This is a genomic window from Vibrio sp. GLN_1, from assembly GCF_043106015.1.
Classification (GTDB): Bacteria; Pseudomonadota; Gammaproteobacteria; order Enterobacterales; family Vibrionaceae; genus Vibrio; species Vibrio parahaemolyticus.
Genome location: NZ_JBICMD010000016.1, coordinates 58,628 through 81,259 on the forward strand (window position 1 = coordinate 58,628; position 22,632 = coordinate 81,259).

The following is a 22,632-nucleotide window of genomic DNA, read 5'->3' on the forward strand; positions in this document are numbered from 1 at the left end:
CTAAATTTCTTTACGTACAAGGGTGGCGGTAATACGGATATCTCTGCCCACCATTCGCACATCAGTAATATTTAAATCGATGACCTGCGCCATCTCCGTCAATCCCAGCGCGCCAATTAAACCACGTCCATCGCTTCCCATTAGTTTCGGAGCGAGATAGACAATCAACTCATCTACAAGGTTAGCTTTGATTAGAGAACTCGCGAGCGTCGCGCCAGCTTCCACCCATAAATGGTTGATATTATGCTGAGTCGCGACCGCTTTTAGGGTCGCAGCTAAATCAATTTTTCCGCTTTGGTCTAGTTGTGGACAAACATCGCCTTCGCTGCTGACAATAATTCGCTCACCTTCGGTACTGAACAGTTTAAGGTCATCACTCAGTTTCTGTTGACGGTCGAGTATTACCCTTGCTGGTTGGCGAACTTCCGTCAGCTCATAGTGCGCTTGAACACTCTGCGGCAAATCATCCCAACGAACGTTGAGAGAAGCGTTATCATCCATCACTGTATTGCTTGTAGACAGAATGCCACCGCTTTGCGCTCGATAACACTGCACGTCTTGGCGAGCCTGTGGGGAGGTGATCCATTGGCTCTTGCCATTACTTAGCGCACTCTGTCCATCTAAGCTTGCTGCCATTTTTAATTGGATAAATGGCATGCCTGTTTGCATGAATTTAATGAAGCCACGATTGAGCTCAATCGCATCGTTTTCTAACAATCCAACCTGAACCTCGACCCCGGCTTCACGTAGCATTTGGATGCCACGTCCAGCCACTTTTGGATTCGGATCTTCCATCGCACACACTACTCGCGCCACTTTGGCTTTTATCAACCCTTCAGCGCAAGGTGGCGTGCGTCCATAGTGGGAGCACGGTTCAAGGGTAACGTATGCCGTTGCACCTTCAGCTTTATCACCAGCCATGCGCATCGCGTGCACTTCAGCATGAGGCTCTCCAGCGCGATGATGATAACCTTCACCAACGATCACGCCATCACGAACAATTACGCAACCGACGTTCGGGTTTGGAGCCGTCGTATAAATGCCGCGTCGAGCTAACTTGAGCGCACGCGACATCATTGAAAAATCTTGAGGAGAAAATGGAGATGCAGAAGTGTGTTGAGGCATGATTTAATCAGTCTTCAAGGCGGGCAATTTCTTCGCCGAATTCACGAATATCTTCAAAGCTACGATAAACCGATGCAAAACGGATGTAAGCCACTTTGTCGAGCTCTTTAAGCTGATCCATAACCAAGTTACCAATCATTTGGCTCGGTACTTCACGCTCACCAGTTGCGCGGAGTTGCGACTTAATCATACTGATTGCAAGCTCGATAGAGTCGGCACTTACCGGACGTTTCTCTAATGCGCGCTGAATACCACCGACCATTTTATCTTCATCGAATGGTTCGCGATTGCCATTCGACTTAATGACTTTAGGCATGACCAATTCTGCCGTTTCAAACGTAGTAAAACGTTCACTACAGGCTAAACACTGGCGGCGGCGACGGACTTGATGACCATCCGCAACCAATCGGGAATCAATTACTTTTGTATCGTTCTCTGAACAAAAAGGACAATGCATATCACCTCCAAATAACGTGCCTTTGGGGCCGTCCCAAAAGCCAGACTAGTGTAGCGGAATTGATATGTGAGAGAAAACAAAAAGGGGCACTAGTGCCCCTTTTTCAATCAATATCGAGTCGAATCTGTTAACTGCGTGCTAAGTAGTTCGCTTTGCCGACCCATTTGTAGCTTGTTAATTCTTCCAAACCCATCGGGCCACGTGCATGTAGCTTTTGAGTTGAGACGGCCACTTCAGCCCCCAAGCCAAACTGAGCACCGTCAGTAAAGCGCGTTGCCGCATTCACATAAACTGCAGCCGAGCCCACCGAATTGATGAACAACTCTGAGTTAATCAAGCTGTTGGTCATGATTGCATCTGAGTGACTCGCATTGTGAACTCGCATGTGATCAATCGCATCTTTCACGTCAGCGACAACTTTTACACCTAACGTGTAGCTTAGCCATTCGGTATCAAAATCACCTTCTGCGGCATCGCGAATTTGCGTAGCTTGAGCCATTAGCGCTTTCGCTTTTGGTTCTGCTACAAACGTCACTTTGTCACTCATTCGCTCGACAATCATTGGCAAGAATTTCGCCGCCACTTTCTCGTGAACAAGCAGTGTGTCTAGCGAGTTACATGCCGAAGGACGTTGAACTTTCGAGTTTTCAACCACGTTTAGAGATTTCTCTAGGTCTGCGGATTCATCAACAAAAATGTGACTGATACCAAAACCGCCGATGATCACTGGAATTGTGCTGTTCTCTTTACACATTTTGTGCAGACCAGCTCCACCACGTGGGATGATCATATCAACGTAGTCATCCAGTTTAAGCAGTTGAGAAACCAGTTCGCGATCTGGCTTTTCAATGTACTGTACTGAAGCGGCTGGCAAGTTTGCTTTTGCAAGGGCTGATTGGATAACTTTCACAAGTTCCATGTTAGAGAAAAACGTCTCTTTACCACCGCGTAGGATGCTGGCGTTACCCGTTTTCAGGCACAGTGCGGCAATGTCGATGGTCACATTTGGACGCGCTTCATAAATCACACCCACAACACCAAGTGGTACACGGCGGCGAGAGAGAGACATGCCGTTTTCTAGCACTTTACTGTCGATTTCGCTGCCCACAGGATCGTTTAGGCTGATCACATTGCGAACATCATTTGCAATGCCCGTTAAGCGTTCTTCATTCAACAGTAGACGGTCTAACAGCGCATCGGTCAGACCAGCTTCGCGACCAAGTTCGATGTCTTTTGCGTTTGCTGCCAAAATCGCAGCTGAGTTTGCTTCTAGCTCATCTGCGATGATCGCTAGAGCTTGGTTCTTTTGAGCAGTTGACGCTGTCGCCAATTCGAAAGCTGCATCTTTAGCAGCTTTACCCATATTCGTTAAATCCACGTTGCTTCCCTCAATTTCTATTCTTGAATGACGACAAGATCATCGCGATGAATCACTTCTGAGCCGTAGTCATGACCCAAAATAGAGATGATGTCTTTACTGTGTTTGCCAGTAATTTTTGCCAAGTCTTCACTTGAGTAGGCGCTAATACCACGCGCAACCAGTTTGCCATGAGAATTTGTTACGCGAGCAACTTCACCACGGGCAAAATCACCGCTCACCTTGATGACCCCTTTTGCTAGCAAGCTGCTGCCTTTACCAACAACCGCATTCACCGCACCATCATCGATGATAATGTCACCCGATGCTGCAGGACCTGCGAGGATCCAACGCTTACGGTTTTCCAATGCTTCTGAACAAGGTAGGAAACGCGTACCTTGAGGCTCCGTGCTCAACGAGTCAAAAATTACGTTTGGCGCGCTACCTGCTGCGATAATAACTTCAATACCCGCGCGACGTGCGATGTCAGCAGCTTGAAGTTTTGTCGCCATACCACCCGTACCGAGTGTTGTACCGCTGCCGCCAGCAATTTTACGCAACGTGTCATCAATGGTTTTAACTTCTTTGATCAGCTCTGCATTCGGATCTTTTCGTGGGTCTGCAGTAAACAGACCTTTTTGGTCTGTCAGTAGCAATAACTTATCTGCACCACACAAAATACCCACTAAAGCCGATAGGTTGTCATTGTCGCCGACTTTGATTTCACTGGTGGCTACTGCATCATTTTCGTTCACGATTGGAATAATATCGTTCGCCACAAGCGCATTGATGGTGTCACGCGCATTAAGAAAACGCTCACGATCATCCAAGTCAGCACGAGTCAGTAGCATTTGACCAATCTTGATACCGTAAATACCAAACAAAGACTCCCATGTTTGAATCAAACGACTCTGACCCACAGCAGCAAGCAACTGTTTGCTCGCCATCTCGTTGGGCAGTGCGGGGTATCCAAGATGCTCACGGCCTGCTGCAATTGCACCAGACGAAACCATTACCACTGAATGGCCTTGTTTCTTAAGCTCAGCACACTGACGCGCTAGCTCAACCATGTGAGCGCGATCTAGTGCCAATGTGCCGCCTGTCAGCACACTTGTACCCAGTTTCACAACGACGGTTTGTGGTTGCGAAACAACTGCGTTTTGTTGATTCGTTGTCATGATGTCTTCTGAAGTGAAAAACAAATAAAGAGAGGATGTTTTAACAATCAAATAGGGATTTAACAAGAGAAAAGGTGCGAAAACGCACCTTTTTGTTCAGTCGAAAAAGAAAACCGCCAAATCAGGCGAAATCAAATGACTCGGTATGATATTCCACTTCGAGTTTGAAGTGTTCAGCCAAGGTATCAATGAGCTTCTGATGAAAGGTACTTTGTGTAAAGTACACTTCCTCTACCACTTTTTGCGGCAGAGCTTCAGACACCCATTTCCCTTCTTTGTTGTATTTCCCAATATGGTACTTAGCGGTAAAGCCCCCTTCGATGGATTCTAAATCCATCCACCAGCCCCAGAACTCGCGTTTCTCAGGTGACTTTTTATCGTCTACACAAACAGATAGACAATCAAAATAGTAGCGCCCTTCTTGTGATTGCGGTTCACGCAGGTAAGGCCCAATGGCCTTCAGCTTTGACATCAAGCGAAAGTGTGTTGGACCCTGAGTCGTCTCTGACATATGAATCTCCGTTTCCATATAGTTAAAGTAAACACCCAATAATGATTATTATTTTTTATTATCATGAGCTTATTTTTTGCTCAGGTATATCACTCTTAACTAAATTAGGAGATTTGTCATCTTAATAATTCATCTTCCAACCACTTTATCGCCAAATCGAGGGATTGCTCATATCCTTTTGTAATTGTCTTGGAACTGATCTTCTTCGCTTGCCCATAGTGGCTAAATAGCGCGACTAACTGGTTGTCACTGTAAGGAGAAACGGGGTCACCTTCTAAGCTCAGCGCTAAAATTGGCACCTTAGTTTTACGACTGCTCAAGAAGCCTTGAACTTTCAATGACCAAGCCATCATCTGCCCAGCCATACTGTTGATATCAACTGCGCTTTTACCCAAACGAGAAGCCAGCATATCCAGATACATCTTCGGCATTTTTTGCAGCTTTTTCGGTGAGGTAAACAGATCATGCACCGGTGCGCCTAGTGCCACACACGCTTTGATCTTTTCTTGCTCAAGAAAAGACAGACGAACCATGGCATTGCCACCAAAACGGAAACCGACCAAACCAACTTTGTGATGATCAACGTAAGGAATGGAATAAAGCTCATTCAACACGGCTTGATGAAGACAGCTTGAATCTTCCGTCAAAGGCCAATGAGAACTGTGTCCGACTGATGGCATATCGACGGTCAGCATTGCAATATCTTTAGGAGCAAAGTGATTGCGGAACAAACGCCACATGTCGGTTTGTAAACTGTCGAGTCCTGCACTCACCATCACAACTGGCAGCTGCTTATCGGTTCTTGGCAAATGCAAGTTAGCGATAATTTTGCGTTTTTGGTAAGGCACCTCAATTTGCTTGATGGTGTATTGAGTTTTCTCAGCCCCTTCAGAATAGGCTTTGTTTGCTAACACCTGAGCCTGAAGCGCCAAGTTGTCGTTTTTTAAATGAGGATAGCCCGCAATGCTGAAACACAACGATGCGGTAAACAGCTCGTCGGCAGCATCCTCACCTTTAAGATCATTGGCACGTCGTTGGTGTTCCATACCTAACTTGATCCACTCAAACGTCCAGTTACCACTGTGATACCCCATCACAGTATCTAACCAATCATCGTGAGTACGAGAATGCGTTGACGAAGCAATGCGCGACAACACTCCTTCCATTTCAATTGGAGATAAGCCTTGCCACGCCCACTGCAAGCGACGCAAATGACGATACCAAGCACGATCTTCTTGCTGTTCTCGATCATCAAGAATCTTTTTGCTGGTTGGCATGTATTGAGTGAGCGCGGAGGTTTCTTTCGCTTGCTTATGTTTTACGAACAAAGTCTCGGAAAGATTTTTACTGACGTCTTCAGACATAGGAAGAACCTTTGGCTATTAGCATTAGATGTAATGATAATAAAAAAAATGCCCCTATAAAGGGGCATTTCTCAATATTCTTCGCTAGCGATTACTTTTGCTTGCGGTTTACTGGCTCTGCGTACTGGATAGACATATCCCAAGGTTGCTCGATCCAAGTGTCTTGCGCGATGTCTACTACGTAGTCATCTAACAATTCTTTACCCGACGGTTTTGCACATACTGCAATCATTTTTGCTTTCGGGTACATTTCACGCAGTTTACGCGCTGTATCACCGCTATCTACTAGGTCTTCAACGATTAGGTAGCCTTCACCATCGCCTTCAGGTGCTTTAAGCACTGTCATATCACGTTGATGATCATGGTCGTAGCTTGAGATACAAATTGTATCAACGTAGCGAATACCCAGTTCACGAGCCAAGATTGCACCCGGTACTAGACCGCCACGGCTTACCGCCCAAATACCTTTCCATTGCTCAGCTGGCATCTGTTTCTCAGCCAGTTCACGGCAGTAAGTCTGCATCGCATCCCAAGTGATAATGAATTTTTTACTCATTGTAATAACCTAATAATTTGAAAATATGCATCCTCAAAATCTAGCGAAACGGCTTTAAAGCGGAATATTCACTATGCTCTCCAGAGGTCAGGAGACGAGGATTTCAAGCTGCGCAAACGATTATTCTACCGAAACACACCGTTAATACCAACGGTGATATCAAAATTCTCCGTCTATTACGCAGAAAAATCGAATTCAGTGAACAACGCTAAAAGCAAAAAGCCAGCACGAACAGCTTTTGCTGCTCGCGCTGGCTTTTTAAAAGTAATTACCCGGCTAGGTATTTAACGATGAAGATGGCAGACATAACCCAAACACTCATCGATACATCGCGGCCTTTGCCACTAAACAATTTGATAGCAGCATACGCAATAAAGCCTAGGGTGATACCTTCTGCAATAGAGAATGTAAGCGGCATCACAAGACAAGTTACAACGACTGGAGATGCTTCAGTTAGGTCACGCCAATCAATGCTCACCAAGCCAGAAAGCATCAAAATTGCTACATAGAACAATGCACCTGACGTTGCATACGCAGGGATCATACCCGCTAGTGGCGAGAACAATAGTGCAAGCAGGAAGAGTACACCAACAACCACTGCGGTTAGGCCAGTACGACCACCAGCAGCTACGCCCGAAACACTTTCAATGTATGAAGTCGTGTTTGACGTACCTAGCAACGCACCAACAGAAGTCGCTGTTGAGTCAGCAAGTAGTGCTTTGTTTAGACGAGGAATGTTGCCATTCTCATCCGTTAGACCGGCTTTTTGAGAAACGCCAACGAGCGTACCAGCCGTATCAAATAAGTCGACGAACAAGAAAGCGAACACAACAGAGATCATGCCGACTTCAAATAGACCCGAGAAATCCAATTGTAAGAATGTTGGTGCGATACTTGGTGGTGTTGACATGACACCGTTCCATTGCACATCACCAAATAGAAGACCAAGCGCCGTCACACCCAAAATCGCGATCATCACCGCACCTTTCACACCACGGTGAACAAGCGCGATAGTAAGGAAGAAACCAATCGCCGCCAACACTGATGGCAATGACGTGATATCGCCCATTGAAACCAATGTCGCTGGGTTATCAACCACAATACCTGCGTTTTTAAGGGCGATAAACGCCAAGAAAAGGCCAATACCTGCAGAAATGCCGGTGCGAAGCGAATGCGGGATCGAGTTAATGATCCATTCACGAATCTTAAAAATGCTCAGCAGAATAAATAAAACACCAGAAACAAACACTGCAGCCAGCGCGACTTGCCATGTGTAACCCATGCCTAACACAACGGAATATGTGAAGAATGCGTTTAGACCCATGCCCGGAGCCTGAGCAATTGGGTAGTTTGCGACTAAGCCCATAATGAAACAGCCAATCGCTGCGGCAAGACACGTTGCAACAAAGATCGCACCACGATCCATACCGGTATCAGACAAAATCGCTGGGTTTACAAAAATAATGTAAGCCATGGTAAGGAAGGTCGTAATACCTGCAATGATCTCAGTGCGCACATTTGTGCCGTTTTCACTAAGTTTAAAGAGCCTTTCGAGCATGATCGAATCCTGTAAAGGTAAAAAGTAAACGGTTGCGTAATCGATTGGCAGGAATTATAAAGTTATCAAATAGCAAATTCTAGATAGAATCATCACTCTAAAGCGATTTTTTTCGCAGGATATGAAACCCATCCGTTAGTATTTAAAATCAAGAATGAATATAGCGCTTATTAAACAATAACTAACCGCTCATGTTCACTTTGCCTTCAATGCGTGCAAATTGAGCAATGTTCTAAACTTTCAAACAGAAATGGACGTTAAAGGGCAATATTCACTCACAATTTACTGCGTAAGTGGGATTCCTTTTAGCAGCAATAAGAGAATGGAGGCTTAGTGGTGGAAATTTGGTCGGAAGTAGAAAAAAGAGATAAAAAAACGCCACTCAATTTGAGTGGCGGTGAATCATGTCAGCACTATCACTGAAAAAAAATTCCAATTTATAGGGGTGAACAAACTGTTCGAGTCACATGCGTTGACTTCACTTAGTAGCCAAAGCTTGTTGGGTATACAAAGTTACCGGTATATACAGATTTGCTATTCCAGAACATTGCACTTGGTAAACCTTTCATAAATATCACCTTCTAAATCAATTAAAACAGTCGTTGATTTCTCGGTTCCTTGGAGGCGATAAACGGACTCATCCTTTGAGCATTTCATTCTTCATCTCAGAAGCTGGTTACAAATATACCACCAAGAAATTTAATTACAAGCATTTTAGTGATAAAAGTCACAAAAAATCCATAAATTGACGTCAATCAAATTTTAACTGTAATTAAATTACACTTTTGTGAATTAAAAATTATTCTACTTTCAGTTCATATAAACATAAGCGCATTTACGACCTATACCATGTTCATAAAGTGTGACAGTGAGGAAGGAAATCCTTTTGTTCTCGACTACTAGTAGCCTTCGTCTGGTGGTATCCTTGAGCTAATTCATGCCAAATATCATTAGCATTTCCTGCTAATCACACATTATTTATACGGTATATATTTGGCAAAGCACATCAAAAGGAGTCTTCCGTGTCTGAATTCCATTCTGAAATCAGTACCTTGTCACCTGCTCCACTTTGGCAGTTTTTCGATAAGATTTGTTCCATCCCTCATCCATCTAAGCATGAAGAAGCATTAGCACAGTACATTATCAACTGGGCAACAGAGCAAAGCTTCGATGTTCGCCGAGACCCAACGGGCAACGTATTCATCAAAAAGCCAGCAACGCCTGGGATGGAAAACAAAAAGGGCGTGGTTCTTCAAGCACACATTGACATGGTGCCACAGAAGAATGAAGACACTGACCACGACTTCACAAAAGATCCAATTCAACCGTACATCGATGGTGAGTGGGTAACAGCGAAAGGCACGACGCTTGGTGCAGACAACGGTATTGGTATGGCTTCTTGTCTGGCTGTATTAGCATCTAAAGATATCAAGCATGGGCCAATTGAAGTTCTACTAACAATTGATGAAGAAGCAGGCATGACAGGTGCATTCGGGCTTGAAGCAGGTTGGTTGGAAGGTGATATTCTTCTAAACACAGACTCCGAGCAAGAAGGCGAAGTGTACATGGGCTGCGCTGGTGGTATCGATGGTGCGATGACTTTTGACATCAAACGCGACGCGATCCCTACTGGCTTTGTGACTCGTCAGCTAACCTTGAAGGGTTTAAAAGGCGGTCACTCTGGTTGTGATATCCACACTGGTCGTGGTAATGCCAACAAACTGCTTGGCCGATTCCTAGCGGGCCATGCACAAGAGTTGGATCTTCGCTTGGTTGAATTCCGTGGTGGTAGTTTGCGTAATGCTATTCCTCGCGAAGCTTTCGTAACAGTTGCTGTTCCTGCTGAAAACCAAGAGAAACTTGCAGAGCTTTTCAACTACTACACTGAGCTATTAAAAGCAGAGCTTGGCAAAGTAGAAACGGGTATTGTGACGTTCAATGAAGAGATCGTAACCGAATCACAAGCTTTCACCGCGGCGGACCAACAACGCTTTATTGCTGCTCTCAACGCATGTCCAAATGGCGTGATGCGCATGAGCGACGAAATTGAAGGTGTGGTTGAAACGTCACTGAACGTTGGCGTGATCACTACTGAAGAAAATAAAGTCACGGTTCTGTGTCTGATTCGCTCTTTAATTGATTCTGGCCGCAGCCAAGTAGAGAGCACGCTACGCTCTGTTGCTGAACTCGCAGGAGCACAAGTTGAGTTCTCAGGCGCTTACCCTGGTTGGAAACCAGACGCTGATTCAGAAATTATGGCGATTTTCCGTGATATGTACGAAGGCATTTACGGTCACAAACCAAACATCATGGTTATTCACGCAGGTCTTGAATGTGGTCTATTTAAAGAGCCATACCCGAACATGGACATGGTTTCTTTCGGCCCAACGATCAAGTTCCCTCACTCTCCTGATGAAAAAGTGAAGATTGATACCGTTCAACTGTTCTGGGATCAAATGGTAGCGCTTCTAGAAGCAATTCCTGAGAAAGCGTAATCCAAACGCGACAACAAAACAAAAAGGGTGCCAAGGCACCCTTTTTTATTGCTATTTGTCACGAGGGTATCGCGAATTATGCACGAGTTTGCGCGTACGCTGCGAGCTCATCCATAGAAGTCTTCGCAACCACTTCACCATTGATGTAGTAAGTAACAAACTCACCCTCACGTACACCCATTAACGTCGCTTTTTCGCCATTGTTGTATGTGATGTTCATCTGAACCGTATTTTCATCGATTTGGTGCATTTGACCTTGCTCGATAACGCGGTTGTTTGTAAGTGGGCCAATCGGCGCTGTTGTAAGCGACTTATCTAGCTGGTGATTTACATCAATGTAAGTGTCCATCTTAGTATCGAAGATGTGTGGTTTGCCGTTTAGCGGGTTTTTACCAGTCCAGAACTCTAGAGAGTTAAATACGATGTAGTCAGCTGCGATTGCCACACCGTAAACTGGTGCCATAAGCATGTTTAGACCACCACGAGCGTAACGGTTATCTACCGCTTTCAAGTTGAAGCCCATAACATAGCCAGTTACCGCGTTGCTGCCAACACAACCTGAAAGTGAAACTGCCACAGCAGTCAATGCGCCAATTTTAGCAATTGCCTTTTTCATCAAAACCTCTAGTTAGAAAGTATTAGGTCGAAAATTCGGCGCGGATATTAGCTTATAAAAACTAGGGATAAAAGACAGAATTTTCCGAAGAAAGCATCTTTATTATTTTTAATACGTGGATATTTATCTAAACAATAAATAACCAATTTAAGATAAGGATGACGAGATATTCAGCAAATAATAAACGTCACATTTACAACAAACTTTCCACAAAAGGTTATTATTCGCCCTCCTTGATTAAAATAATTTGTCGTATCCTTAATTAGAATGATTAGTGTGATTTTGACGCGATTGTTACATTGTTGCTAACTTATTTGACAGAGATGGTTTATGGCCAGAAGTAAAACAAGCAAAGTATTTGAGCTGCTCGGGCATAAAATACAACCAGGACAGCGTTTAGAAGTAGAATTCGAAGCTGCTCAGCTATACACGCACTCTCCACTTTCTATCCCTGTGGAAATCATTCACGGAAAACAAGAAGGTCCAGTGCTGATGGTGAACGCCGCAATCCATGGTGATGAGCTTAATGGCGTAGAGATCGTTCGTCAGATGATCAACCAGTTAAACCCATTAAAGCTAAAAGGTACGGTTATTGCGGTGCCAATCGTAAACGTATTTGGCTTTATCCATAAGTCTCGTTACTTACCCGATCGCCGCGATCTAAACCGTTGTTTCCCTGGCAGCGAAAAAGGCGCACTCGCCTCGCGTATGGCGTATGGATTCTTCAATAATATAGCGAAACGTTGTGATTACATTTTAGATTTACACACAGGTGCGATTCATCGTACTAACCTACCCCAAATACGCGCTAACCTGAGCAATCCAGAAACACTACGCATTGCTAAAGCATTTGCCACGCCAGTGATCGTTGACTCTGCATTGCGTGATGGCTCGCTACGTAGCGAAGCCGAGAAGTGTGATATCCCAGTATTGACTTACGAAGCTGGTGAAGCACTTCGCTTTGATCCGCTATCTATCAGTGCTGGTGTTTTAGGCGTTCAACGCGTTATGCAAGCGATCGGTATGTTAAGAGCCAGCCGTAAAAAACTGCCTGAACCTGTTATCGCGAAATCGACCAGCTGGGTTAGAGCGCCAGGCAACGGTATTTTGCGCACGGTGGTGAACCTAGGCGATAAAGTAGAAAAAGGTGAAACCTTAGCTTACATCAGCTCACCCCTCGGTCACGATGAAATAGAGCTAAAAGCACCTAAAAGTGGTTTAGTGATCGGTCAGCAAACGCTGCCATTGGTAAACGAAGGCGATGCCATTTTCCACCTCGCATACTTCAGCCAAAGCGACGATGAAGTAGAACAAGCGGTAGAAAGCTACATTGAAGGATTAACTGAGTTTGACGTCGAACAGGTAACGACGGGACAAATCCCACTCGACACTCAGTCATAATTGCATGCTCTATGATCTCAAAGCCCAGTACCTGTTGCCGGGCTTTTTTTGTTATGTTTACTCACCAATATTATTTATTACAAAGACTTAATCACGAAAGCTTAATGTTTGTGCTTCGTGTTTAGCTTATTTCAATTCATCTTGTTCACCGCACAATTGCACAGCGTTTTATTTATTCGTATTATGTTTTCTTTTTGCTTGCACACATCTATGAATAAAACACAACTCATTAGCTGTTTGTTGGGACTTGGACTTTCTGCAAATCTCCTCGCTCAAGAATCTGAAAACATCGCTCAATACTTACAAGAACAAAGTCAACAACATTCACTAGAAGATCATTATGCTTCATCTGTTCCAGATGAACTCAACTTGGACGCGCAACGCTCAGAACTCAAATGGCGAGAGGAAGGCAAGCCAGATCATTGTTACCACACAAAAAATAACGCCGAGGTCACAACAGACTTTGACTACGGTGAGGCCAACGATCTTTCGGATGGCTTACATCATATTGATTTACCGCCTGTGCATACACGTAATAACAAATCATCTCATCGTGTTTACGCAAACAATCCTCACTTACTGCCTGGCAACCAACAGTTTGCCGCACCTTCCGAAGGCTCTTTTGGCTTCTCGGTTTCTTCTGACTGCTTATGAAAATGAGCCAACAAAAAAGCCCTGAAGAAAACTTCAGGGCTTTTTAGCATTACCGACAGATCGAAACATCAATCGGAATATATGCCATTATTCTTCGTCAGCTTCAGCTTCGCGTGCTTTACGAGCTTCTTCTTTGCGGACTTTTGCCGCAAGTTGCTCTGCTTCACGTTCTTGACGCTGTACAGCTTTACGCTCATTACGAACAACTTGGTTTTCAATGAAGCCAGCAAGTTCTTGTTCAGCCCAAGCTTGTGCTTTTTCTTCGCTGTCAAACCCAGTTTCACGTTTTGAAACCATTGTTTTGCGAGACGTTACTTGACGAGTGATTTCTGCGCTCCAACCGTTACGTTTTTCGGTTACGCGGATAGCAAATTTTGGATTTTTAGACATCTATTTCAGTTCCTAAGGGATTAATCAGGGATTCGGTCAACTTGATAACTCCATCTAAGCTGAGCTGTTTAACACCATCCCTTGGTAAGCGCGGTATTAGAGCATAAATCATTATGATTGGCTGCAAAAATTTTATTTTCCACACTTAAACCATATTGGTTGTAGGCAATAAGTGTACAAGCCCGTTTTCGACTTCGCACTTCCACAATCCCAAAAAAGAAAAGCGCAGATCTTTCAATCTGCGCTTTGCGTTTGTAAATTATTAAGACTTAACCGATGTTCTTGCGCGCGTTTTGGAACATACGCATCCAAGCGCCATTTTCACCCCAACCTTCCGGAGCCCAAGAGTTTGCAACTGTGCGGAATACACGCTCTGGGTGAGGCATCATAATGGTTACACGGCCATCTGCGGTAGTCAGACCGGTAATCGCATTTGGCGAGCCGTTCGGGTTGTTCGGGTATCGTTGCGTTGGGTTGCCGTTATTATCAACGTAACGTAGCGCTACAGTACCTGATGCTTCAATTGCGTTTAGGTGCTCACCGTCACGTACTTCGACACGACCTTCACCGTGAGATACCGCGATAGGCATACGAGAGCCCGCCATGCCATCGAAGAACACAGAATCAGACTTCTGTACTTCAACTAAGCTAAAGCGCGCTTCAAAACGCTCAGATTCGTTGCGAACAAAACGTGGCCACAAGTCTGCCCCCGGGATCAGCTCTTTCAGGTTCGACAGCATCTGACAGCCGTTACATACTCCGAGAGAGAATGTATCTTCACGATTAAAGAACGCTTGGAACTGCTCACGCGCTTGTGCGTTAAATAGGATAGACTTCGCCCAACCTTCACCCGCACCTAGTACATCACCGTAAGAGAAACCACCACATGCTACCAGACCTTGATATTCATCCAGTACCGCTTGGCCTGTCAGAATATCGCTCATGTGGATATCAGTTGCTTCAAAACCAGCACGGTCAAACGCTGCTGCCATTTCAACATGAGAGTTAACACCTTGCTCACGCAGAATCGCCATCTTAGGTTTCGCGCCTTTCGCGATATAAGGAGCTGCGATATCTTCATTCACATCAAAGCTTAGAGATACGTTCAGACCTGGGTCTGAGTTGTCTTTCTTCGCTTCAAATTCTTGGTCTGCACATGCAGGGTTATCACGTAGCGCCTGCATTTTATGCGTAGTTTCTGCCCAGATAACACGTAGTTCGGTACGTGAACGCTTAAGCACAACATCATCACCAGAAGTGATAACAAAGTCGTCTGATGCTTCAACAGAACCAATTACATGTGAACATGACTCTAAGCCGTTTGCTGCTAGCGTAGATAGAACTGAATCCAGATCCTCGTTCTTAACCTGAACAACCGCGCCTAATTCTTCGTTAAATAGAACCGCCAGCGCATCTTCACCCAGCTCTGCGATGTTCGCTTTTACGCCACAGTGACCCGCGAACGCCATCTCAGCCAACGTTACAAATAGACCGCCGTCACCTTTATCGTGGTAAGCAAGCAGCTTGTCGTTACGTACGAGATTTTGCATTGCATCGAAGAAGCCTTTTAGTTGCTCTGCGTTGTCTACGTCTGCCGGCTTATCACCCAGCTGCTTGTATACCTGTGCCAGTGCTGTTGCACCCAGACGGTTTTTGCCGTTACCTAGGTCTACAAGAACAAGTGAAGTGTCACCTAGTCCTTCCAAGGTATCAGATGTGCGTAGCTGAGGCGTTACTGTCTTACGTACGTCTTCAACACGACCAAACGCAGTGATAACTAGCGATAGTGGCGAAGTCACTTCTTTGCTTTCGCCATTCTCTTCCCACTTAGTCTTCATTGACATTGAGTCTTTACCAACCGGGATAGTCAGACCTAGCGCCGGACATAGCTCTTCACCAACCGCTTTCACTGCTTCGTAAAGACCCGCATCTTCACCTGGGTGACCCGCTGGAGACATCCAGTTCGCTGACAGCTTAATGCGTTTGATATCGCCGATATCTGTCGCTGCGATGTTAGTCAGAGATTCACCAACCGCCAGACGAGAAGACGCGCCGAAGTCTAATAGAGCAACCGGAGTACGCTCACCCATCGACATCGCTTCACCGTGGTATGTGTCGTAACTTGCCGCCGTAACTGCACAGTTCGCCACAGGCACCTGCCAAGGACCAACCATTTGGTCACGAGCAACTAAACCAGTAACTGAGCGGTCACCGATCGTGATCAGGAATGTTTTCTCAGCAACCGTAGGAAGACGAAGTACGCGATCTACCGCTTCGTTGATTTCGATACCGTCGCGTACGATCGCTGGGCTATCTACTTTCAAAGTCGTTGCTTCACGGTGCATCTTCGGTGTTTTACCAAGCAAGATATCCATTGGCATATCAATTGGCGTGTTATCGAAGTGAGAATCTTCTAGCGTCAGATGACGCTCTTCTGTTGCCACACCAACCACTGCGTAAGGTGCACGCTCGCGCTTACAAATCGCATCGAACGCCTCCATGTTTTCTGGCGCTACCGCAAGAACATAACGCTCCTGAGATTCGTTACACCAGATTTCCAGAGGACTCATGCTCAATTCATCATTTGGTACATCACGTAGCTGGAACTTACCGCCACGCTCGCCGTCGTCACAAAGCTCAGGAAGTGCGTTAGAGATACCGCCCGCGCCCACATCGTGGATAAATGCGATTGGGTTCTCTTCACCTAGCTGCCAACAACGGTCGATCACTTCCTGACAACGACGCTCCATCTCTGGGTTTTCACGCTGTACTGAAGCAAAGTCTAGGTCTTCAGCTGACTGACCTGACGCCATTGAAGACGCCGCACCGCCACCAAGACCGATGTTCATTGCAGGACCACCAAGTACGATTAGGCTCGCACCAACAGGGATCTCTTTCTTCTGAACGTGTTCGTCACGGATGTTACCCATACCACCAGCAATCATGATTGGCTTGTGGTAACCACGAATTTCTTCACCCGCGTGAGAAGTCACTTTCTCTTCGTAGGTACGGAAGTAACCTAATAGGTTTGGACGACCAAATTCGTTGTTGAATGCTGCGCCACCCAGAGGGCCTTCAAGCATGATATCTAACGCGTTTACGATACGACCCGGCTTACCGAAGTCCGTTTCCCATGGCTGTTCAAAACCAGGAATACGCAAGTTAGAGGTTGTGAAACCAACCAGACCCGCTTTTGGCTTACCACCGATACCCGTCGCGCCTTCGTCACGGATTTCACCACCAGAACCGGTTGATGCACCCGGCCATGGAGAGATAGCCGTTGGGTGGTTGTGCGTCTCTACCTTCATTAAGATGTGTGCATCTTCATGGTGGTAAGTGTATTGACGAGTTTTAGGATCTGGGAAGAAACGACCCACTTTAGAACCAGTCATTACCGCTGCATTATCTTTGTAAGCAGACAGAACATGGTCTGGTGTCGTTTCAAATGTGTTTTTGATCATCTTAAACAGAGACTTCTCTTGGTCTACGCCATCGATAGTCCAGTCTGCATTAAAGATCTTATGACGACAGTGCTCTGAGTTCGCCTGAGCAAACATCATCAGCTCGATGTCGTTAGGGTTGCGACCTAACTTAGTGAAATTCTCCACCAAGTAATCAATTTCATCTTCTGCTAGTGCCAAACCAAGGGAAACGTTTGCTTCTTCAAGCGCAAGACGACCACCCGCTAAGATATCAACATGCGCCACAGGCTTTGGCTCTGCGACTGTAAACAGCGCTGACGCGGCTTCAAGTTCTGTGAACACCGTTTCCATCATGCGGTCGTGAATTAACGCTTTGACAGCGTCAACTTGAGCTTCTGATAGAACAACTGAAGATTCTACGTAGTAAGCCGTACCGCGCTCCAGACGCTTAACAGTGTCCAGACCACAGTTAATAGCGATATCGGTAGATTTAGAAGACCAAGGCGAGATAGTGCCTGGACGAGGCGTAACAAGAAGTAGAAGACCTTCTGGCTCATGCTCTTCAATTGTTGGGCCGTAAGTTAGTAACTTTTCAAGTTTTTCTAACTCTTGGTCATCAAGGTCTGACTTTATATCTGCAAAATGCATAAACTCGGCATAGATGCCAGTTACAGGCAGATCTTGTTCACGACAAAGTTCCAGTAGTTTATTAACACGAAACTCAGAAAGAGCTGGGGAGCCACGCAAAATTCTCATGTGCTTAGGTCTCTTATGCAATTGATTAAGGTGATATTGGAATAAATTCAGATACTTAACTTGAGCTCTATCGAACCTATGCCGATTCCACCTCGTCATTGCGAGCGCATTATATAGCAATTGTTTTTGTGATGTAACATCAAAAGCAACCGTTTGCGTCATTTTTTTTGTCAAATTTGAGTTGTAGCCGAAATGTCGATAAAACACACAATGTCGCACTCTATCTGTCCGATTCGCTTTGCCCCATCTCCACGCTTTGATATAAAGACCACTAGAAATTTTATGAGATGTACCGATCAATGCAAATACGCCACTTCAACCGACTCAAGCGCAGCGTCCTACTTTTTGCTTCTGTGCTACTACTTTCTGCCTGCCAAATTGAGTCGCAGCCGAAAAGTGAATTCGAGAAAATCCAAGAGCGCGGAGTGCTACGCGTTGGCACGCTCAACAACCAACTCTCGTACTACATTGGTCCTGATGGCCCTGCGGGTTTGGATTATGAGCTGGCGCGTAAATTTGCAGAAGAGTTGGGCGTAAAGCTAGAAATCAAACCCGCTTTCAGACAAGCCGACCTTTTCCCTGCCTTAAAGAAGGGCGACATCGATATTATTGCTACGGGGCTTAATCAAACCTCACAAGCCGTCAAACGTTTTAGGCCTGGCCCTGCTTATTATTATGTAAGCCAGCAAGTGGTCTACAAAAAGGGCCAGCTTCGTCCTCGTGATATTGAGCAGCTTATCGAGTATCAAGCATCCAAAGACAGTCAATCAGAAGAAGACGTGAATGCTGGCGCACAAACATTGAAAATTGTCGAACAGTCACAATATGTTCCGACACTGACGGCATTGAAAAAGCAGTATCCTGAATTGCAGTTTGAAATCGTGGGCGATGCTGACACTCGCGATTTACTGAAACATGTATCGACTGGAGAACTGCGTTTCACCGTCACTGATTCCGTAGAGCTGTCTCTCGCGCAACGCCTGTATCCAGATTTAGCACTTGCTTTTGAGCTCACCGAAGATCAACCAGTATCATGGTTTACTCGCCGCTCAGAGGATGAGAGCTTGTATGCGATGCTGATTGAGTTTTTCGGCAATATCAAACAATCTGGCGAGCTAGCTTCTCTTGAAGAGAAGTACATTGGCCATATTGAAGCGTTTGACTACGTGGACACGCGTGCCTTTATTCGTGCTCTTGATGATAAGTTGCCGAGATGGGCTCCGCTGTTCCAAAAATACAGCGAAGAGTTTGATTGGCGTTTAATCGCGGCTTTGGCCTACCAAGAATCTCATTGGAAACCAAAAGCAAAATCGCCTACGGGTGTTCGTGGCATGATGATGCTGACTTTACCAACTGCGAAAAGTGTTGGTGTAACCGATCGTCTAAACCCAGAGCAATCTGTTCGTGGTGGTGTGGAATACCTGCGTCGCATTGTCGCTCGCGTACCTGATACGATTAACGAACATGAAAAAATTTGGTTTGCATTGGCATCGTACAATATTGGTTATGGCCACATGATGGACGCGCGTCGATTAACCAAGGCACAAGGTGGCGATCCAAACGCATGGGCGGATGTAAAAGACCGACTGCCGCTGTTACGACAAAAGCGTTACTACAGCCAAACCCGTTATGGCTACGCTCGTGGAGACGAGGCGCGTAATTACGTTGAAAATATTCGACGCTACTACCAATCAATCATTGGGCATGTCAGTCAAAAACCTTCCATTGATGAAGATACGGATGATCTACAGGTTATCCCACCACTAAATCCAGAGTTGCTTATTTCTGGTGCGGTGGAAACCATTGCAGAAGAAGTGTCTGGAGCCTCTGATATCACCAATGAAGTCGATGAAGATTTAGACCAAGAAGAAGAAGAATAAACACGCAAAAAGACGAGTGTGAAGCTCGTCTTTTTTGTTGAGTCCAAGGTAGAACTTATCTAGAATCCGATGTTCCGAACCAGACTGGTCATCATAGTAAGTGCATACAAACGTGATTGGTCAACACCTTGCCGCAGCGTCCATACCCATTAATTGATGCCTGCGGAATAAATCGGTTCGGTTGGTTTCCCTCTCTCCTAATTTGAAGTGACTCCATCACTAGAATGTCATCCACAATGCAAAGTAGATGCGGCGTGCGCTGTATCGCGAGAGGGTGTTTGTAGTCTTGTCTGCAGGAGGTTCGGATATGAGAAGACGTAGAGTGCAGTCAAAGCGTTTGAATAAGACAGTGGCTGCGATTCGCCGTAAGCGAAAGCTGACAACGATGAAAAAGAAAGTCAGCTCACGCAATCGTGTATTCGTTCACTTAGTAAATCACTAAGAACTTAAAGCAAACATCTACACACCCGTAGATGTTTGCTGAACACAACTCACCAACTTAATCTTCTTGCTTACCTTCTGACGCTTTTTTCTCTTGTTTCTTGGCCTTAATTTCTTTGCGACGACGCTTGAAAAAGGCCTGCAACTGCTCACGGCACTCATCCTCTAACAGCCCTCTTTCGACCGTTGCGTAATGGTAAGCCGCTTGGCTCTCAAACAAGTTCAATACCGTACCAGCCGCGCCCGCTTTAAGATCTGGCGCGCCAAATACCACGCGTTTCACTCTGCTGTGCAACAGTGCTCCTGCGCACATAGGGCAAGGCTCTAGTGTGACATAGAGAGTGGTGTCTAAAAGTCGATAGTTTTCTAACACAGTCCCAGCATTACGTAGAGTCTGAATCTCCGCATGTGCTGTTGCATCATTAGAGCAGATAGAGCGGTTCCAGCCTTCTGCAATCACTTCTCCATCTTTAACTAATACCGCTCCCACAGGCACCTCTCCTTCCAATTCAGCTTGTTCAGCTAATGCAAGTGCACGGCGCATAAAAATTTCGTCTTGTGGGGTAAATTGATGCTCTGACAAAAGGACTCCAGAAAGGAAGGCAACTATGAATAGCGAAATATTACCACCAACATCGCTTTCACTACAGCAAGACATAAGTTTTGGAGATGCGCCTCTTTCGTAATGGCACCTCAAAACAAAAAAGCGCAGACCTTTCGACCTGCGCTTTTCTCTAATATTCGATCATTTACATCGTGTATGTGTAAGGTGCTTGAATACCTAGTGGGATACCTACCATCCAGTAAAGAACTAGGAAGATTGACCAACCAATCAACATAGCAATAGAGAATGGCATCATCAGTGACGCAAGTGTACCAATGCCTGTCGACTTCACGTAACGTTGACAGTAAACCACTACAAGAGGGAAGAATACCATCAGAGGCGAAATGATGTTCGATACTGAGTCACCCACACGGTAAGCCGCCTGAGATAGTTCAGGAGAAATACCTACCGCCATTAGCATTGGAACTAGGATTGGACCAATCAAAGCCCATTTCGCAGAAGCGGAACCGATAAGTAGGTTTACAGCCGCTGTTAGCAAGATCATACCAATGATGGTTGCTTCACCTGGTAGGTTCATCGCTTTTAAGCCTTCAGCACCATACAACGCTAGCATCGTACCGATGTTTGACTGAGCAAATGCAGATAGGAACTGAGCACAGAAGAACGACATGACAATGTATGCGCCCATGGTCGACATGGTGTCCGCCATCGCTTTGATGATGTCGTTACTTGTCTTAAAGGTGCCAGATACTTTGCCGTAAACGTAACCAGGGATGATAAATAGAATGAAGATCAGTGGAACAATCGACTTCATGATAGGCGCAGAAAACGCCGTAATTTCGCCTTCAGGAGAACGAAGTGCCGAGTTCTCAGGCAATAACGCGGCAACAAGAAGTGCGATACCCGCCATCATAGCCCAGCCAGCGTAGCGGAATGCTTTTGATTCCAACTCAGTGAAAGAGCCTAAGTTTGGTGCCGTTTCTGCATCTTCATCAATTGGCATCTTTGCAAGACGTGGCTCGATGATTTTCTCAGTCACGTACCAACCGATAGCAACGATGATCACTGAAGATAGACCAGTGAAGAAGATGTTTGCTAGAGGGTTAACCACGTATTCAGGATCAAGAACCTGTGCTGCCGTTTGTGTGAAACCAGCGAGCAATGGGTCAATACCTGAAGGAATGAAGTTTGCGGAGAAACCACCAGACACACCAGCAAATGCCGCTGCGATACCAGCTAGAGGGTGACGACCAGCAGCATGGAAAATGATACCACCTAGAGGAATAACCAAAACGTAGCCCGCATCAGCCGCGGTATGCGAGATGATTGCGACAAGAATAAGCATTGGTGTAAGTAGCTTCGCTGGAGTGAAGTTCAGCATCTTCTTAAGGCCAGTCGTGATAAAACCGGAAGAATCCGCAACACCTACACCCAACATTGCAACTAATACGATGCCTAGAGGTGCAAAACCAGTAAACGTAGTGACCATGTTAGCAAGGAAACTTGCTAGAGCTTCACCCGTAAGTAAGTTAGTAATGGTAAGAGCTTCGCCCGTTCGAGGGTTTGGAAGGTCGAAAGTCACATTCGACAAAAGTGCAGACGTAGCCCAAGTAATGATCAGTGCCCAGAAAAACAAAATCGCAGGATCAGGAATTTTATTACCTGCACGCTCGATAAAGTTTAGAAAGCGATCCATCCCGCTCGGCTTCGATGATGGTGCCTTATTTACAGCTTGGTTACTCATGGTAACTCCATATGAATGATGTTGGTGCCAAGGCCTATTTGAATAATTATAACGGCCTATTATCAACACAGCATTCTAGTAAATAAGGATAGGGAAAGCACAAGGTTCTATGATTTTTTCCATAATTGGAGACATATTTTGCAAAAACGCCACTCCAATTAA

18 protein-coding genes are annotated in these 22,632 nt (G+C 45.5%); 5 read left to right on the plus strand and 13 right to left on the minus strand.

All coding sequences use genetic code 11. From position 1 onward, the window contains the following. From ribD to ACF8OV_RS08070, 8 genes are all read right to left on the minus strand, one after another. Entirely contained in the window at positions 1 to 1,125 is a 1,125-nt protein-coding gene (ribD, locus tag ACF8OV_RS08035) for a bifunctional diaminohydroxyphosphoribosylaminopyrimidine deaminase/5-amino-6-(5-phosphoribosylamino)uracil reductase RibD (RefSeq protein ID WP_203504889.1), read from the minus strand. Positions 1,126 to 1,132: 7 nt separating this feature from the next. Beyond that, positions 1,133 to 1,582, minus strand: coding sequence for a transcriptional regulator NrdR (nrdR, locus tag ACF8OV_RS08040; RefSeq protein ID WP_005482986.1), 450 nt, complete (start codon positions 1,580 to 1,582; stop codon positions 1,133 to 1,135). A 127-nt stretch (positions 1,583 to 1,709) separates the two neighbouring features. Beyond that, complete coding sequence (locus tag ACF8OV_RS08045) at positions 1,710 to 2,960, minus strand: glutamate-5-semialdehyde dehydrogenase (RefSeq protein ID WP_017448803.1); 1,251 nt, start codon at positions 2,958 to 2,960, stop codon at positions 1,710 to 1,712. 17 nt (positions 2,961 to 2,977) lie between these two features. Then, positions 2,978 to 4,117, minus strand: coding sequence for a glutamate 5-kinase (proB, locus tag ACF8OV_RS08050; protein WP_005483011.1), 1,140 nt, complete (start codon positions 4,115 to 4,117; stop codon positions 2,978 to 2,980). A gap of 121 nt (positions 4,118 to 4,238) precedes the next feature. Then, positions 4,239 to 4,628, minus strand: coding sequence for a sigma factor-binding protein Crl (gene crl / locus ACF8OV_RS08055; protein WP_005455997.1), 390 nt, complete (start codon positions 4,626 to 4,628; stop codon positions 4,239 to 4,241). A 116-nt stretch (positions 4,629 to 4,744) separates the two neighbouring features. Further along, the gene (gene frsA / locus ACF8OV_RS08060; RefSeq protein ID WP_005455935.1) at positions 4,745 to 5,992 is read right to left on the minus strand and encodes an esterase FrsA; all 1,248 of its coding nucleotides are present in this window, start codon (positions 5,990 to 5,992) and stop codon (positions 4,745 to 4,747) included. A 91-nt stretch (positions 5,993 to 6,083) separates the two neighbouring features. Then, the gene (gene tet(34) / locus ACF8OV_RS08065; protein WP_005381590.1) at positions 6,084 to 6,548 is read right to left on the minus strand and encodes an oxytetracycline resistance phosphoribosyltransferase domain-containing protein Tet(34); all 465 of its coding nucleotides are present in this window, start codon (positions 6,546 to 6,548) and stop codon (positions 6,084 to 6,086) included. Between the two features lie 268 nt (positions 6,549 to 6,816). Beyond that, entirely contained in the window at positions 6,817 to 8,106 is a 1,290-nt protein-coding gene (locus tag ACF8OV_RS08070) for an NCS2 family permease (protein WP_005456001.1), read from the minus strand. Between the two features lie 1,022 nt (positions 8,107 to 9,128). On the opposite strand from ACF8OV_RS08070, the gene ACF8OV_RS08075 reads away from it, so the two are divergent. Continuing rightward, entirely contained in the window at positions 9,129 to 10,601 is a 1,473-nt protein-coding gene (locus tag ACF8OV_RS08075) for an aminoacyl-histidine dipeptidase (RefSeq protein WP_031827989.1), read from the plus strand. A 76-nt stretch (positions 10,602 to 10,677) separates the two neighbouring features. Here ACF8OV_RS08075 and ACF8OV_RS08080 read toward each other — a convergent pair whose 3' ends face one another. Further along, a complete protein-coding gene (locus tag ACF8OV_RS08080) occupies positions 10,678 to 11,217 on the minus strand; it encodes a DUF3332 domain-containing protein (RefSeq protein WP_005455994.1) in 540 nt (179 codons plus the stop codon). A gap of 330 nt (positions 11,218 to 11,547) precedes the next feature. On the opposite strand from ACF8OV_RS08080, the gene ACF8OV_RS08085 reads away from it, so the two are divergent. Together ACF8OV_RS08085 and ACF8OV_RS08090 are read left to right on the plus strand one after the other, a co-directional pair. After that, positions 11,548 to 12,618, plus strand: coding sequence for a succinylglutamate desuccinylase/aspartoacylase family protein (locus ACF8OV_RS08085; RefSeq protein WP_005455969.1), 1,071 nt, complete (start codon positions 11,548 to 11,550; stop codon positions 12,616 to 12,618). Between the two features lie 210 nt (positions 12,619 to 12,828). Further along, positions 12,829 to 13,272 (plus strand): hypothetical protein, encoded by a 444-nt coding sequence (locus tag ACF8OV_RS08090; RefSeq protein ID WP_021823167.1) that lies wholly within the window; start codon positions 12,829 to 12,831, stop codon positions 13,270 to 13,272. 87 nt (positions 13,273 to 13,359) lie between these two features. Here ACF8OV_RS08090 and ACF8OV_RS08095 read toward each other — a convergent pair whose 3' ends face one another. Both ACF8OV_RS08095 and purL read right to left on the minus strand, forming a co-directional pair. Further along, the gene (locus ACF8OV_RS08095) at positions 13,360 to 13,662 is read right to left on the minus strand and encodes a DUF3622 domain-containing protein (RefSeq protein ID WP_005455950.1); all 303 of its coding nucleotides are present in this window, start codon (positions 13,660 to 13,662) and stop codon (positions 13,360 to 13,362) included. 269 nt (positions 13,663 to 13,931) lie between these two features. After that, positions 13,932 to 17,840, minus strand: a complete 3,909-nt coding sequence (gene purL / locus ACF8OV_RS08100) for a phosphoribosylformylglycinamidine synthase (protein ID WP_203504891.1) — start codon at positions 17,838 to 17,840, stop codon at positions 13,932 to 13,934. Positions 17,841 to 18,139: 299 nt separating this feature from the next. Here purL and mltF point away from each other — a divergent pair, with 299 nt between their 5' ends. Beyond that, positions 18,140 to 19,720: a membrane-bound lytic murein transglycosylase MltF gene (mltF, locus tag ACF8OV_RS08105; protein ID WP_203504893.1), complete on the plus strand. Its 1,581-nt coding sequence runs from the start codon at positions 18,140 to 18,142 to the stop codon at positions 19,718 to 19,720. A 307-nt stretch (positions 19,721 to 20,027) separates the two neighbouring features. Then, on the plus strand, positions 20,028 to 20,162 hold the full coding sequence (locus ACF8OV_RS08110) for a hypothetical protein (protein ID WP_005488686.1): 135 nt from the start codon (positions 20,028 to 20,030) through the stop codon (positions 20,160 to 20,162). Positions 20,163 to 20,219: 57 nt separating this feature from the next. On the opposite strand, the gene tadA is transcribed toward ACF8OV_RS08110, so the two are convergent. Both tadA and ACF8OV_RS08120 read right to left on the minus strand, forming a co-directional pair. Beyond that, on the minus strand, positions 20,220 to 20,744 hold the full coding sequence (gene tadA / locus ACF8OV_RS08115; RefSeq protein ID WP_020904162.1) for a tRNA adenosine(34) deaminase TadA: 525 nt from the start codon (positions 20,742 to 20,744) through the stop codon (positions 20,220 to 20,222). A gap of 166 nt (positions 20,745 to 20,910) precedes the next feature. Continuing rightward, positions 20,911 to 22,470 carry an AbgT family transporter gene (locus tag ACF8OV_RS08120; protein ID WP_203504895.1) on the minus strand — a complete coding sequence of 520 codons (1,560 nt, stop codon included), beginning with the start codon at positions 22,468 to 22,470 and terminating at the stop codon, positions 20,911 to 20,913. Between the last annotated feature and the right edge of the window lie 162 nt (positions 22,471 to 22,632).